The following is a 14,603-nucleotide window of genomic DNA, read 5'->3' on the forward strand; positions in this document are numbered from 1 at the left end:
AGGGAACCGCACCATGTCTGGCGAATTTATCTGGCTGAGCCGTCAGGTGCCAACATGCCGTCGACCGCGATCCGAAACACACAGTACGATCTCGCGACCAGGACCCTCTCCGTCTGGTTCGTGCCGAGCGGCCATCGCTACGATTATGCGGACGTTGCCCCGGCAACCTATGCCGCTTTCCGGAAAGCTGCCTCGAAAGGCCGCTTCTTCAACGAATTCATCCGGGACCATTACAGCTACCGTCGCGTGGCATGATGATGCGGTGAGCACGGTCGGCCCGTCACGCCTTCTTGTTCAGCTCCGCGGGCGCTTGGTCCGGCGCCGGTTCCCAGCCAAAGACACTGCGGCCGCCAAGCAGATGCGACTGGTCGAATTCGCCGGCGACGATTTCCTTCAAGCTGGGGCCGGTGACGTATCGCTCGACCTGCCGCGACTGATCGTCAAGCCGTCTCAACGCGCCGATTTCCTCGTCGCGGCCAAGCCTGGCCTTCTGCACGGCGGACTTCAGCACGCCGATCGTCTCGTCGTAGACCTTGAGCGGAACAGGGAAAGGGTGCCTGTCCTTGCCGCCATGGGCGAGCGAGAAACGGCCCGGATCGGAAAAACGGCACGGCGCGCCGTGGACGACTTCGGCGACGAGGGCCAATGCGCGCACGGTGCGCGCGCCCACACCGGGAACCAGCAGAAGCTCGGAGAAATCCGCCGGGCCACGCTCCGCGGCCGCCGCCATGTTTCCATGCAGGCGACGCATGACGACATCGCTTTCGCGGACATCATGGTGAGCCGGCATGACCAGATGCGGCAGCAGCGGCTGCTCCGAAGCTGGGGCGGTGTTGGGATGCAAAGCAGCGAATTCGCGCAGGATGCGGTCCGGGCCAAGGTCGTGGAGCAGGTCCAGTTGTCCCTGGCGCGAGGCCTCGGCGCGGCGGTCGGTCAGGTTGACGATCTCGCCCTGGTTGGCGCCCTCGATTGCGGCATGCGGCTGATCAACAAAACTCTTCAACCCTTCGGACAGCCAATGGTAGCGGCGTGCCACCTTGCTGTCGCCGTTCATGCCTTGCTGCACCACCACCCAGTCGCCGTCGTCGGTGACGATGAAGCCGTGCAGATAGAGATCGAAACCATCCTGAACGGCGGCGCTATCGACCTTGGCGACGAGCCGGCTGACGGTCGCAAGGCGCGCTCCGTCGAAGCCGATGCGCTCGCCGATGGCGGCCAGTTCATGCGGGGTTTTGCGCGAATGCGCGCCACGGCCGCCGCAGACATGAATGCCGAGTTCGCCAGACAGCGGCGTCAGACCCCGTTTCAAGGCGCCGACGACGCTGGTCGTGATGCCGGACGAGTGCCAGTCCATGCCCATGACGGCGCCGAAGGACTGAAACCAGAACGGATGCGCCAGCCGCCGCAGCAATTCGTTGCGGCCATAGTGATGGATGATCGCCTCGCACATGACGGCGCCAAGGCGCGTCATGCGGTCGCCCAGCCATTTCGGCACGCGTCCGCCGTGAAGTGGAAGATCCGCACTGCCCGATCGTTGCGCCACGCCTGTTGCCTGTTCCGGTGTTTGTCCACACAGATAGGCATCCCGGGCCACGCAGGAAAGCTTTGAATGCTACCGCTCGAATTGGCCGCAGCGCTTCCGGCTATCGCACCACGCGTTTCTCAAGCTTGCGGGCCAAGGTGCGCCGGTGCAGGCCAAGCCGGCGCGCGGTTTCGGAGATGTTGAAGCCGGTCTCGACGAGCGTCTCGTGGATGCGCTCCCATTCGAGGTTCTTGATCGAGGTGGGACGGCTGCTCAGCGACACGGAAACATCGCCCTCGGCCCGGCCGAAGGCGGCTTCGATGTCATCGGTATTGGCGGGCTTGGCCAAATAGTGACATGCGCCGAGCTTGATCGCCTCGACCGCCGTGGCGATGCTGGCGAAGCCGGTCAGCACGACGATCCTCATCGAAGCGTCGCGGGCGCTGAGCAGTTTGACGCATTCCAGCCCGGAGCCGCCGGCGCCAAGCTTGAGATCAACGACGGCGTAAGCCGGAACCGCTGTTTCAAGGGCGCGAGCCAACTCTTCCCTGCCGTGGCAGACCACGACGTCGTAGTCGCGCTTTTCGAAGGAGCGTTTCAGCGTCTTCGCAAAGGTGGCGTCGTCCTCGACGATAAACAGGGATCGATCAGGCCTCATGATCATCTCCATCGGTCAGTGCCGCCAGCGGCAGCGAGAGCGTAACACAGGCCCCCTGCTCCATGTTACGCGCCGAAAAGTCGCCTCCCAGCTTTCGAACCACGTTGACGACGAGGAAAAGGCCAAGGCCGCCGCCCGGCCGTCCCTTGCTCGACATATAGGGCTGGCCGAGCGCCGCTAGAATAGCCTCGTCAAAACCCGGCCCGCGGTCGCGCACGGCAATCACCAGTGTCTCGCCCTGCCGTTCGGCAGTGACGCCGACCCAATCGGGCGAGGCTTCCTGGGCGTTGTCGAAGACGTTGAAGATCACCTGCTTCAGCGCCGTGTCGGAGACGATCTGCTCGTCGGGTTCGAAATCGTTGCTGTACTCCAGATTGAGCGGCTGGCGGCTGCCGCGCCACTCCTGGACCAGATCGTCGAGGAAATGGCGAATGCTGGTGCGGATCGTGCCTTCGCCGCGCGCCTGCCCCGAAGACATCAGGATGCCCGACACGATGCTTTTGCAACGCTCGATCTGCGCCTGCATTTCGGCGACGTCCCCAGCCAGCTCGCGGTTGCGGGTGACGCTGCGCATCTGGCGCCAGTCGGAGAGGATGACGGAGATGGTCGAAAGCGGCGTGCCCAGTTCATGCGCGGCACCGGAGGCGAGCAGACCCATGCGCACGATGTGATCCTCCTCGGCAGAGTGCTGGCGCAGATCGGCGAGATAGGCATCGCGCTCGCGCAGATTGCGGTTGATGCGCGTCATGAAGATCACGATCAGGCCCGCCGCCAGGACGAAGCATATGAACATGCCCCTGATATGCAGGGCCAGCAGGTCGCTGCCGCCGTGATGAGGAATGGCGATCGGCTGGAACTGGAAGGTGAGGAAAACGAAGCAGGCGGAAGCGGCCGCCACGAGGATCCAGGTAGACCAGGGCGTCAGCAGCGCGGCGCCAAGCGTGATCTGCAAGAGGTAGAGCGACACGAACGGGTTCGAGGCACCACCGCTCAGGTAGAGCTGGGTCGTCAGCGCCGCCATGTCGAAGATGAGCGCGACGAAGAGCTGCGCGTTGCTGATCGGGCGCCGGCCGCGCGAAGCGAGCAGGCTGAAGATGTTCAGCCCGACCAGGAAAAGCACCACGCCGGCCATCTCCGCCAGCGGCAGCGGGATGTCGAACCAGTATTCCGTCGCCAGAATGGTAAGCACCTGACCGGCCACCGCCAGCCAACGCAACTGGATAAGCAGGAGCAGGTTCTTCCTGTTCGCCGCGTCTGGATCCGAGACGGCGCCGCTGCCCGCCAGGGATACCGCGAAGGATTTGTCGTTGCGAAGCGTTTGCGACGGGGCGCTCATCTTGCCGGTCCTCGCCGCCAGCGGCCGCCGATCATCGGCGCGGCCAGGGCTACGGCGAGCATCGCAGCGAGCGTGAACCAGGTCAAAGCGTAGACGAGGTGGCTGTTGCGGAAAGTCACGACGGTCAGGCCGCCGCGCGGCCAGCCGCCGGATGCTTCCGCGTCGACGAAATAGGGGGCGACGTCCTTGGTCAGGCCGCGGGCGTTGGCGATGGCGGCGACGTCGCGCGAATACCAGCGATTGGCCGCGGCATCGTTGTTGCGCAGGAAGCCGCCGCCGGGCTCGCTCATGCGCAACAGGCCGTCAATGACGGTCGACGACGCAAGGCTGCCACTCTCTTGTTCGAACTCGGCCTTGCGCTCCTGGGGAATGAAGCCGCGGTTGACCAGCACGACGAAGCCAAGGTCGGTGCGCATCGGCGTCAGCACCCAATAGCCACCGCCAAGTTCCGTCACCGCCTGCACCAGTGTGTTCTCGCCGCCCAGAAATCGACCGGCCAATCGGACGTGGCTGTACTCGTTAGCGGCCGCGGTCATACCGTTCCAGTTCGCTGGGCCGGGCGCATCGGCAACCGGAGCGTGGATGCGCTGGTCGACGCGGGCGATCAGGTCGAGTTTCCAGACCCGCCTTTCCAGCTGCCAGATGCCAAGCCCGAGAAACACCAGCACGCCGAGGAGCCCGAGCAGTGCGAGGAAAAGCCGTGACGTGGGCGATCTGCCGGCTTCCTTTCGTGGCTCGGCACGCAAGCTGATGTCGGCCTGCCCCATCCGTGCCTCGATCGTGGTCTCCTCCGCGCCCGGCGCCGGGCTCATGGCATCTCGCGCATGTCGTGAAGCCCCGGCATCATGTTGGCGTTGAGGTGGTACATCACCCAGAGCGAACCGGTCAGCACGATGACGACGAGGATCATCGTGAAGATCAGCGCCAGCATCGACCATCCGCCCTCGGAGGCGGTGTTCATATGCAGGAAGAAGACCATGTGGACGACGATCTGGACCACCGCGAAGGCCATGATGACGATGGCCGTGGCCTGCTTGTTGTCGATGGCGCCGCTCATGACCAGCCAGAACGGGATGGCGGTCAGGATCACCGACAGGACGAAGCCGATCAGATAGCCCTTGAACGACCCGTGCGCGGCTCCGCCATGGGCGTGGCCGTGACCCTCGGCATGATCATGAGCGCTCATCGCAACATCCCCATCAGGTAGACGAAGGTGAAGACGCCGATCCAGACGACGTCGAGGAAATGCCAGAACATGCTGAGGCACATCAGCCGGCGGCGGTTGGCCTCGGTAAGGCCAAACCGTGCGACCTGTGTCATCAGCGTCACCAGCCAGACGATGCCGAAGGTGACATGCAGGCCGTGCGTGCCGACCAGGGTGAAGAAGGACGACAGGAAGGCACTGCGCTGCGGCGTCGCGCCTTCATGGATCATGTGCGAGAATTCGTAGAGTTCGATCGACAGGAAGGCGAGGCCGAACAGGCCGGTCACGGCAAGCCAGGCTTGCGTCGCCGCCACGCGGCCCTTGTCCATGGTCAGCATGGCAAAGCCATAGGTGATCGAGGAGAAGAGCAGCATGGCGGTGTTGACCGCTACCAGATCGAGGTCGAACAGGTCCTTCGGCGCAGGCCCCGCCGCGTAGTTGCCGCCGAGCACGCCATAGGCCGCGAACAGCATGGCGAAGATCAGGCAGTCGCTCATCAGATAGAGCCAGAAGCCAAGCATGGTGCTGCTGCCTTCGGCGTGCGCATGCTCTTCTTCCAGATGAAACACCGGTTCGGTGCCCGCCGTGGTTGCAATCGAAGCCATGCTCAAACCCTAGCCCTGAGCGGCGAGGAGCGTCGTCCTCGCCTCCTCCGCCTGCGTGACCTCGGCAGCCGGAATGTGGAAGTCTCTGATATAGTTGAAGGTGTGGCCGATCGCGGTGGCGATCAGGCAGACGAAGCTCAGCGCCGCCAGCCACCAGATGTACCAGATCAGGCCGAAGCCGAGCGCCACGCTGAAGGCGGCCAGGATGACGCCCGTGCCGGTATTGCTTGGCATATGGATCGGCTTGAAGCCCGAGAGCGGCCTGGTGTAGCCGGCCTTCTTCATGTCCCACCAGGCGTCGTTGTCGCGCACGACCGGCGTGAAGGCGAAGTTGTAGGCAGGCGGCGGCGACGAGGTCGACCATTCGAGCGTGCGGCCGTCCCAGGGATCGCCGGTCGGATCGGTCAGAGCCTCGCGCTTGCGAATGGAGACGAAGATCTGGATCAGGAAGGCGGCGATGCCGAAGGCGATCAGCACCGCGCCAAAGGCGGCGATCACGAACCATATCTGCAGCGAAGGGTCGTCGAAGACGCGCATGCGGCGCGTCACGCCCATCAGGCCGAGGACATAGAGCGGCATGAAGGCGAACCAGAAGCCGACCACCCAGCACCAGAACGACACCTTGCCCCAGAACGGATCGAGCTTGAAGCCGAAGGCCTTGGGCCACCAGTAGGCAATGCCGGCAAACAGGCCGAACAGCACGCCGCCGATGATGACGTTGTGGAAGTGGGCGATCAGGAACAGGCTGTTGTGCAGGACGAAATCCGCCGGCGGCACGGCAAGCAGCACGCCGGTCATGCCGCCGACGGTGAAGGTGAGCATGAAGGCCATCGTCCACATCATCGGCAGTTCGAAGCGGATGCGGCCGCGATACATTGTGAACAGCCAGTTGAATATCTTCGCTCCGGTCGGGATCGAGATGATCATCGTGGTGATGCCGAAAAAGGAATTGACGCTGGCGCCCGAGCCCATGGTGAAGAAGTGGTGCAGCCAGACAAGGTACGACAGGATGGTGATGACCACTGTGGCGTAGACCATCGAGGTGTAGCCGAACAGGCGCTTGCCGGAGAAGGTCGAGGTGACCTCGGAAAAGACGCCAAACAGCGGCAGGATGAGAATGTAGACTTCCGGGTGACCCCATATCCAGATGAGGTTCACATACATCATCGGGTTGCCGCCGAAGTCGTTGGTGAAGAAATTGGTGCCGACATAACGGTCGAGAGCCAGCAGCGAAAGCACCGCCGTCAGCACCGGGAAGGACGCCACGATCAGCACGTTGGTGCACAGCGACGTCCAGGTGAAGACAGGCATGCGCATCATCGTCATACCGGGCGCGCGCATCTTGATGATCGTGCAGATCAGATTGATGCCCGACAGCGTCGTGCCGACACCCGCCACCTGCAGCGCCCATATGTAATAATCGACGCCGACGTCGGGACTGTAGCCGATGCCGGAGAGCGGCGGATAGGCGAGCCAGCCGGTGCGGGCGAATTCACCGACGAACAGTGATGCCATGACCAGGATGGCGCCGCCGACCGTCATCCAGAAGCTGAAATTGTTGAGGAAGGGGAAGGAGACGTCACGCGCGCCGATCTGCAGCGGTACGACGAAGTTCATCAGCCCGGTGACGAAGGGCATTGCCACGAAGAAGATCATGATCACGCCGTGTGCGGTAAAGATCTGGTCGTAGTGATGCGAGTTGAGGTAGCCCTCGGAACCGTTGAAGGCGATGGCCTGTTGCAGGCGCATCATGATGGCGTCGGAGAAGCCGCGCAGCAGCATGACCAGGCCGAGCACCATGTACATGATGCCGATCTTCTTGTGGTCGACGCTGGTGAACCACTCGCGCCACAGGTAGGTCCAGAGCTTGAAATAGGTGATGATGCCGAGAAGGGCGATGCCGCCGAGCGCCACCGCGGCGAAGGTGGCGACGACGATCGGCTCGTGCAGCGGCAGCGAGTCCAAGGTGAGACGGCCGAAGATGAATTTGGTCAGCGTGTCGGGCATCTTCTGTCTCTCACAATTCTTGCCGCAGCAGGCCGAGCGACGGCGCATCCGCCTCGGCGCGGCGGCTCTCGGTCCCGGGCCTGAGCAGCCCCGCCCCACGCAGCGGGGAAAGATTCCTGGCCGGCCAATCCGTCGGCGTGGCATCGCCGGCCGCGCGCGCCGCGGCAGCCGCTTCCTCAGCCGTGCAGATGCTGGCGACATAGGACGGTTCGTTGCCGAACACCGCGCCGCGCCGGGCGAGCTTGTCGTATTGCAGCGGCAGCGTGTTGCGGACACCCGCAAGGCCGAGGCCACCCTTGGCGTCGATCGACATCATCTCGCTCATGCACATCTTGCCGCGCTCGACGCACAGATTGAGGATGGCGCCGTAGAGGTCAGGATCGACGGAGGCATAGTGGCGGACCGGCTCGTTCTCGCTCGGCTTTTCGAGGTCGAGATAGGTCTCGCGGTCGAGCGCCGCCGACGCGGTCCTGGTCTGCGCCACCCACTGGTCGAAGGCCTGCTCGGACAGGCCGTGGAATGCGAAGCGCATCCCGGAAAAGCCGGCACCGCTGTAATTGGCCGAGAAGCCCATATAGGTACCCGGCCGATTGATGACGGCGTGCAGCTTCGTCTCCATCGCCGGCATGGCATAGATCTGCCCGGCAAGGGCCGGAATGTAGAAGGAGTTCATCACCGCCGACGAGGTGATGCGGAAGTCGATCGGCTGATTGACCGGCGCCGCCAGCTCGTTGACGGAGGCGATGCCGTAGTCCGGATAGATGAAGAGCCATTTCCAGTCGAGCGCCACGACCTCGACCCGCAGCGGCTTGTGCAGCTCCGTGACCGGCTGGCCGGGTTCGATGCGGTCGATGCGGCGATAGGGGTCGAGCAAATGCGTGCCGAGCCAGGTCAGCGCGCCAAGGCATATGATGATCAGCAGAGGGGCTGCCCAGATCACCAGTTCGAGTTTCGTCGAATGATCCCAGTCCGGCGCGTAGGTCGCCGAAGCGTTGGATTGGCGGTAGCGCCAGGCGAAAAAAACAGTCAGCGCCATGACCGGCACGATGATGATCAGCATCAGCAGGGTCGAGACCACGAGCAGGTCGCGCTGCTGGGCGGCGACATCGCCGGCGGGCGCGAGCACGACCAGATCGCAGCCGCTCAACAGCCCGGCCAGGGGGAACAGAAGCAAGGCTCCAAATCGTTTCATCAAACGCTGCCCTCGATGGACCGCCGCAACCGTTCATGTTGCAGTGCGGTATCGATCAAGGGCTACTGCTCGCGGAGGCACGGCAACATTGGACAATTTGTCCAATGCCCAGCTGGCATGGCTTTGGCGCAGTGTGCAGTGCACAATAGGACCATTGGGGAATCCCCAGAATTGGGTCCCGGACACTTCATTCCACGGGGTGGCGACGGATAAGATGGCTCAGACTTCGACTGCCGAAACGAACAGCGAGCTGATCGGCTCGCATCATGGCCAGGTCAGCGCCGGCGATATCGCGGTCGGCGTGATTGTCGGCAGGACGTCGGAGTTCTTCGACTTCTTCGTCTATGCAATCGCGTCCGTCATCGTGTTCCCCAAGCTCATATTTCCGACGCATGATCCGCTTGCCGGAACGCTGTATTCCTTCTCGATCTTCGCACTCGCCTTCGTCGCGCGCCCATTCGGCTCAGTTTTGTTCATGGCGATCGATCGCGCCTATGGCCGCGGCGCGAAACTGACCATCGCGCTCTTCCTGCTCGGCACCTCGACCGTCGCCATCGCCTTTCTGCCGGGCTACGGCGACATCGGTGCGGTCGCGATCTGGCTGCTCGCGCTTGCCCGTATCGGGCAGGGGTTGGCGCTCGGCGGAACATGGGACGGACTGCCCTCGTTGCTGGCGCTGAATGCACCTGAGAATCGGCGCGGCTTCTATGCCATGATCCCGCAACTGGGCGCGCCGATCGGCCTCATCGTGGCCAGCGCTCTCTTCGCCTTCTTCGTCGCCAATCTGTCGGCCGACGACTTCCTTGCCTGGGGCTGGCGCTATCCCTTCTTCGTCGCCTTCGCCATCAATGTCGTGGCGCTGTTCGCCAGGCTGCGCATTGTCGTCACGCCCGAATTCTCGAAACTGTACGAGAGCGGCGACCTGCAGCCGACGCGCATAAGGGACACGATCCGGGCCGAAGGCCACAACGTCGTCGTCGGCGCCTTCGCGCCACTGGCGAGTTTCGCCCTGTTCCACATGGTGACGGTGTTTCCGCTCTCCTGGGTGTTCCTGTTCACCAATGAGGGGCCGGCACGCTTCCTGGCCATTGAGGCGGTGAGCGCGCTGTTCGGGATTGCGGCCATCGTCGCCTCGGGCCCGCTGGCCGATCGCGTCGGACGCCGTGCGCTGCTCGGCGGTTCGGCGATCGCCATCGCCACGTTCAGCGGCTTTGCGCCACAGCTTCTGGATGGCGGCACCATCGGCGAAGCGCTGTTCATGGTGCTGGGCTTCATCCTGCTGGGGCTGAGCTTCGGGCAATCGTCGGGCGTCGTCGCCTCGAGCTTTTCCCGCCAGCATCGCTATACCGGCTCGGCGATCACCTCGGATCTGGCCTGGATGTTCGGCGCCGGCTTCGCGCCGCTGGCAGCCCTGCTTTTGGCCGGCAATTTCGGCCTCATCGCCGCCGGTGCCTATCTGCTGTCGGGTGCTGCCTGCACATTGCTTGCGCTGTGGATCGACGGGCGCCGTCCGGCCGCTGACCGCCAACCCGACTAATTCGGCAGTCCCGCGATTGCGGTTGATGCGGCCAAACGCACGGGCGAACCAGCCGGTCCTCGCATAGCTATGCTCGCCTGCCTGCCCCATGCGGCATTCGTATTTTCCCTAGCGGCACAAAAATGGAATGGAGCGCCCTGCCGGACAATCGGCCAAAGGCTAGTATCGGACATTGCCCCGGGACCATGCAGGAAGCACACAATGTCTGCGCAAGCCGCGAATGTCGTCAGTCTGGATGCCTTCCGTCATGCCCGCAACGCGGGGCATTCGACGCCAACGCCGCAGGCGCCGGTCATGATGCCCGGCGTGGCGCCGGTCGCCTGGGTGCCGGTCTGGTTCATGCCGGTCTATTGGGTCAGTGCGCCGTCGACGCTGAATTGACATCGCCGTGGCGGACGCCTTCTCGAATGTCATCGAACTTGCCGACAGCGGGGACGTCGCCAGTGAATTGCCGCAGATCCTGGGACGAAATCTGCGCAGGTTGAGAACACGACAAGGCCATTCGCTTGAACGACTGGCGAAACTGTCGGGTGTCAGCCGCGCCATGCTGGGCCAGATCGAGACCGGCAGGAGCGCTCCCAGCATCAGCCTGCTGTGGAAGATCACGACGGCTTTGGGCGTTCCCTTCGCAACATTGCTCGACAGTCAAAAGGTGCAGGGAACGCTGGTCCTGCGCCGCCAGCATGCGAAGATCCTGACGTCGGTCGACGGTAAGTTCACATCGCGGGCCTTGTTTCCTTTCGACGCGGAGCGGAAGGTCGAGTTCTACGAATTGCGCTTCGCGGCCGGACACACCGAAAACGCCGACGCGCATGCTCCGGGCACGATCGAGAACCTTATCCTGGCCAAAGGCCGGCTCGAAATCCAAGCGGGCCAGGAGGCGCCACATCACCTGTCCGAAGGCGATGCCATCCTGTTCGAAGCCGATGTGCCGCACAGCTACCGGAACCCCGGCGACAGCGAGGCGATCGCCTACCTCGTCATGACTTATGTCGAGGCTGTCGGCTGAACGAAAAAGGGGCCGGCTGGCCGACCCCTTCTCAAAGACAAAGCGGTAGCGATCAGGCCATCGAGCCCATCATCATCATGCCGCCGCACATCATCATCATCGGCATGCCGGCGCCATTCATGGCCATCATGCGCTTGCAGCATTCCATGAACATGTCCTTCGAAGCGTCGTTCATCGGGGGCATTTCGCAGACCATGCCGGTGGCGGTCATCTTGCAGGTCATCATGCACATCATCGCGGGCATCATGCCCTGCATCGGCATGCCGCCCATCATCATCGGGTTCATCTGCATGCCGCCCATCATCGGCATCATGCCACCCATCATGGGGTTCATGCCGTTCATCATCGGCATCATGCCATTCATCATCGGGTTCATCATCATCGGCATCATGTTGTTCATCATCGGCATCGGCTGCATCTGCATTGCGGGATTCATGATCTGCTCCGTCTGGTTGAGAGACGTCCCGCAGCGGCAGGCCGTCGATGGCGGAGCTCTACGCCGCGAAATCGCGCTTCGACAACATCAATTCCAGGCCGCCCGTCGCTTTCCTCCGCTACAACGGAGGAAATGTCCGCGGCATTGGAAAAACGCCCTTTCGCCGACGTTTCCCATGCTCAATATGCCTTCCAATTGAGCATTGATTGCCCGCAGCCGTCACAGGATTGGTACGGAATTTTACCAAACGAGGCCGCCGTAGAAACCGGCGCATAACGCTCGTCTAGCTTCGCGAGACGCAATTATTGCGCGACCCGCACGATGAGCTTGCCGAAATTCTTGCCGTCGAGAAGGCCGAGGAAGGCCTGCGGTGCATTCTCCAGGCCATCCACGATATCTTCCCTGTAGCGAACCTGCCCGGACGCGATCCACCCAGCCATCTCGCGATAGAAGGCCGGACGCTGGTCGACAAATTCGCGCTGGATGAAACCCCTTATCGTCAGGCTGCGGTGGAGCACCTGCTGCATCAGCGTCGGCAACCGGTCGGTGCCGGAAGCAGCGATGGTGTTGTACTGCGCGATCAGGCCGCAGACCGGCACACGCGCGAACTCGTTCAGCAGGGGAAACACCGCATCCCAGACAGGACCGCCGACATTTTCGAAATAGACGTCGATGCCATCGGGGCAGGCCGCCTTCAACTGCTCGGCGAAATTCTCGGCCCGGTGATCGACGACCGCGTCGAAGCCGAGTTCCTGCCGCACGAAGGCGCATTTGTCGGCACCGCCGGCGATGCCAACGGCGCGTGCGCCCTTGATGCGTGCGATCTGGCCGACGGCCGAGCCGACCGCGCCGCTGGCCGCCGCCACGACCACAGTCTCACCGGCCTTTGGCTGTCCGATCGTGAGCAGGCCGGCATAGGCGGTGAAGCCCGGCATGCCGAGCACGCCAAGTGCGGTCGTAATCGGCGCCGCCGCGGGGTCGAGCTTGCGCAGCCCGACACCGTCGGACAGGGCAAAACCCTGCCATCCCGAGTGGGACAGCACGATATCGCCTTCAGCGAAATCGGCATGGCGGGATCTGACGACACGGGCAACAGTGCCGCCTTCCATCACGCCGTCGATCTCTACCGGCTTGGCATAGGATTTGGCGGCGTTCATGCGGCCACGCATATACGGGTCGAGCGACAGATAGAGGATCTGCAGCAGCAACTCGCCCTCGCCCGGCTCGGCGATCGCCACGGACTCGATGCGGAAATCGCTCGGCTTCGGCCGGCCTTGCGGTCGTGCCGCCAGCACGATGCGGGTGTTCGTCTCAGTCGACATTGGATACTCCCTTCGAAGGAGGTTCTACGCGAAGAACCGATTGGATGACGATGGGCTCAAGGCCGCTGGGCAGCGCCGATCCAATCGAGCCGCGCGGCTGGGATGAGGCCGTAATTGTAGAAATTGATGCCGTCGACATCGGACGCCAGCGCCGGCTTCACCTTGGCCGCAAGGATGTCGGGACCGGCCATTTCCGGATAGAACAGCCGGTAGCCGGTACCGAGGAATTTTTCCGCGCCGAGTGCCGCACGACCAGCCGCCATCAGGCCCGCGACATCGGTGGCCTGCATGTCGTAAGCACACAGGATCGCCCCGTCACAGACCTTGCCGAGTGCGGCCAGATCGCAGCCGCCAAGCCAGCCGTCCTTGAGGTCGATGATGACGACGGCCGTCCTGGGGTGAGCAACTTCGCGCAATTCCGCAACCAGGCTGGTCACCGGCTCGGACCGCCAGGTGAGATAGGCGTGAAGTTCCGGCCAGGGCCGGAATGTCTTGAGGCCGCTCGCCGGAAAATCCGGAAACCGCCGCTGCGGCACAGGGCGCTCGCAGGTCTCGACGATCCATTGCTTGACGAGTCGGCGCGCCGCCTCGCCATCGATGCCGGCGCTAGCGGCACGGCCGAGGCAGGATGGGCAGAAGCACAGCGACAGCAGAAAATCGTCTTCCGGCGTCAGCCCGACGCCGTCCTTCTCATGATGGTATTCGTGGGCGAAGCCCATGAAGGACGGACTTTCGAGCTCGATCCTGTCCGGCCTGTAACTGTGCGAGATATCGGCGACCAGCGCACGGACATAGGCGCGTGCATCCGGATGCGAGGGACAGAGATTGTAGTAGTTGGCATCGCCGAAGGCGTTGCGGGTAACGGCCTGCGGATGCAGCATGCCGAGGCGCGTGTTGTGCAGGCAGACGGTCCAGCAGGAAACGCCGAGCCCGCCGGCGTCGCGCTTGCGGACGAGGTCGCCAAGCACGTCGCCGCCTTCGGTGATCACGTCGGCAACCTTCGGCTGGATCGCGAGCCCGGTCCAACGCGATGGCGTCGGTTTGAAATAGATCGTGCCGTCCTCAGGAAAATAGGCTTTGCGGCGTGGGCTGCGCGGCTGCAGGAAGCGGCCGGCATGATACGAAGTCGCAAGGCTGATCATGTTGAGCCCGGCACGTTGGACAAGATCGCGCTCGACCGTCTCCAGGCCCAGGTCCTGGACATCCCAGGGGTAAGTCCACATGGACAGTTGTTGCATGGAATATCCTCGTGGATGTTGTGCGTAACTATTCTGTCAGCCGTCGACCGGCTCGGCGACCTGCATGAGGCAGTCACCCGCCTCGCACATCGTGTGCAGCCGGCGCGACAGCACGATGCCGGCTTCGGCGAAATGCAGGGATTCCTCGGCAACATCGAGCCGTTCGAGGTCGTGATACCAGCCGGCCAACTGTCCGGCGTCGACGCTGTCGCCCAGCCTGACGGCAGGTTCGAACCAGCCTCGGCGTGTGGCGTAGATGCCCTGGCTGTGCCGCGACAGCGAAAGCAGCCGCGTGGGCATCGAAGGCTTTTCGCCCGCGCCCAGAACCGGTGCGTCGATCACACCCAGCGCCATCATCAGACTGTCGAGCGCACGAGCCGTGATCGCCATCGTGTCAACGGTGGCGGTGCCGCCGCCGCCGAACTCGCCGCTGACGCCGATAGCGCCGGCACGCCGGGCCGCGCCCATGGAGGTCGGCGAGGCCTCACCATTGTCGGCGACGAAGCCGTACGGCATGCCGAGCGTGCGCATCAATTC

The 14,603-nt window shown here is 63.4% G+C and carries 15 protein-coding genes and 1 pseudogene; 4 read left to right on the forward strand and 12 right to left on the reverse strand.

Features of this window, described 5'->3' with window-relative positions:
• The first annotated feature begins 54 nt into the window (after positions 1-54).
• Positions 55-255 carry a KTSC domain-containing protein gene (locus AC1DX0_RS08780; protein WP_477222481.1) on the forward strand — a complete coding sequence of 67 codons (201 nt, stop codon included), beginning with the start codon at positions 55-57 and terminating at the stop codon, positions 253-255.
• A 25-nt stretch (positions 256-280) separates the two neighbouring features.
• Here AC1DX0_RS08780 and AC1DX0_RS08785 read toward each other — a convergent pair whose 3' ends face one another.
• From AC1DX0_RS08785 to cyoA, 8 genes are all read right to left on the reverse strand, one after another.
• Complete coding sequence (locus AC1DX0_RS08785) at positions 281-1,543, reverse strand: DUF763 domain-containing protein (RefSeq protein WP_477222482.1); 1,263 nt, start codon at positions 1,541-1,543, stop codon at positions 281-283.
• A gap of 100 nt (positions 1,544-1,643) precedes the next feature.
• Positions 1,644-2,180, reverse strand: a complete 537-nt coding sequence (locus AC1DX0_RS08790; protein WP_258585623.1) for a response regulator transcription factor — start codon at positions 2,178-2,180, stop codon at positions 1,644-1,646.
• Positions 2,170-3,516: an ATP-binding protein gene (locus AC1DX0_RS08795; RefSeq protein ID WP_477222483.1), complete on the reverse strand. Its 1,347-nt coding sequence runs from the start codon at positions 3,514-3,516 to the stop codon at positions 2,170-2,172. The genes AC1DX0_RS08790 and AC1DX0_RS08795 overlap by 11 nt, the downstream gene beginning before the upstream one ends.
• A complete protein-coding gene (locus tag AC1DX0_RS08800; RefSeq protein ID WP_477222484.1) occupies positions 3,513-4,328 on the reverse strand; it encodes an SURF1 family protein in 816 nt (271 codons plus the stop codon). The genes AC1DX0_RS08795 and AC1DX0_RS08800 overlap by 4 nt, the downstream gene beginning before the upstream one ends.
• Positions 4,325-4,702: a cytochrome o ubiquinol oxidase subunit IV gene (gene cyoD, locus AC1DX0_RS08805; RefSeq protein WP_477222485.1), complete on the reverse strand. Its 378-nt coding sequence runs from the start codon at positions 4,700-4,702 to the stop codon at positions 4,325-4,327. Before cyoD ends, AC1DX0_RS08800 begins: the two co-directional genes overlap by 4 nt.
• Positions 4,699-5,325, reverse strand: coding sequence for a cytochrome o ubiquinol oxidase subunit III (gene cyoC, locus AC1DX0_RS08810; RefSeq protein WP_183456568.1), 627 nt, complete (start codon positions 5,323-5,325; stop codon positions 4,699-4,701). The genes cyoD and cyoC overlap by 4 nt, the downstream gene beginning before the upstream one ends.
• Positions 5,326-5,334: 9 nt before the next feature.
• Positions 5,335-7,332, reverse strand: coding sequence for a cytochrome o ubiquinol oxidase subunit I (gene cyoB, locus AC1DX0_RS08815; RefSeq protein ID WP_477222486.1), 1,998 nt, complete (start codon positions 7,330-7,332; stop codon positions 5,335-5,337).
• A 10-nt stretch (positions 7,333-7,342) separates the two neighbouring features.
• Positions 7,343-8,524 carry a ubiquinol oxidase subunit II gene (cyoA, locus tag AC1DX0_RS08820; RefSeq protein WP_477222487.1) on the reverse strand — a complete coding sequence of 394 codons (1,182 nt, stop codon included), beginning with the start codon at positions 8,522-8,524 and terminating at the stop codon, positions 7,343-7,345.
• A 214-nt stretch (positions 8,525-8,738) separates the two neighbouring features.
• Here cyoA and AC1DX0_RS08825 point away from each other — a divergent pair, with 214 nt between their 5' ends.
• The 3 genes from AC1DX0_RS08825 (at position 8,739) to AC1DX0_RS08835 (ending at position 11,070) form a co-directional block, all read left to right on the forward strand.
• On the forward strand, positions 8,739-10,061 hold the full coding sequence (locus tag AC1DX0_RS08825; RefSeq protein WP_477222488.1) for an MFS transporter: 1,323 nt from the start codon (positions 8,739-8,741) through the stop codon (positions 10,059-10,061).
• A gap of 201 nt (positions 10,062-10,262) precedes the next feature.
• Entirely contained in the window at positions 10,263-10,442 is a 180-nt protein-coding gene (locus AC1DX0_RS08830) for a hypothetical protein (protein ID WP_477222489.1), read from the forward strand.
• Between the two features lie 7 nt (positions 10,443-10,449).
• Positions 10,450-11,070 (forward strand): helix-turn-helix domain-containing protein, encoded by a 621-nt coding sequence (locus AC1DX0_RS08835; RefSeq protein WP_477222490.1) that lies wholly within the window; start codon positions 10,450-10,452, stop codon positions 11,068-11,070.
• Between the two features lie 52 nt (positions 11,071-11,122).
• Here AC1DX0_RS08835 and AC1DX0_RS08840 read toward each other — a convergent pair whose 3' ends face one another.
• From AC1DX0_RS08840 to AC1DX0_RS08855, 4 genes and pseudogenes are all read right to left on the reverse strand, one after another.
• Positions 11,123-11,506 (reverse strand): hypothetical protein, encoded by a 384-nt coding sequence (locus AC1DX0_RS08840; protein WP_477222491.1) that lies wholly within the window; start codon positions 11,504-11,506, stop codon positions 11,123-11,125.
• Between the two features lie 302 nt (positions 11,507-11,808).
• A complete protein-coding gene (locus tag AC1DX0_RS08845) occupies positions 11,809-12,828 on the reverse strand; it encodes an NADP-dependent oxidoreductase (protein ID WP_477222492.1) in 1,020 nt (339 codons plus the stop codon).
• A 56-nt stretch (positions 12,829-12,884) separates the two neighbouring features.
• Complete coding sequence (locus tag AC1DX0_RS08850; protein ID WP_477222493.1) at positions 12,885-14,066, reverse strand: hypothetical protein; 1,182 nt, start codon at positions 14,064-14,066, stop codon at positions 12,885-12,887.
• A gap of 36 nt (positions 14,067-14,102) precedes the next feature.
• Positions 14,103-14,603 (reverse strand): annotated as a pseudogene (locus AC1DX0_RS08855) (deacylase); the annotation flags it as partial.

It is taken from the genome of Mesorhizobium sp. P3_A9 (assembly GCF_056402975.1).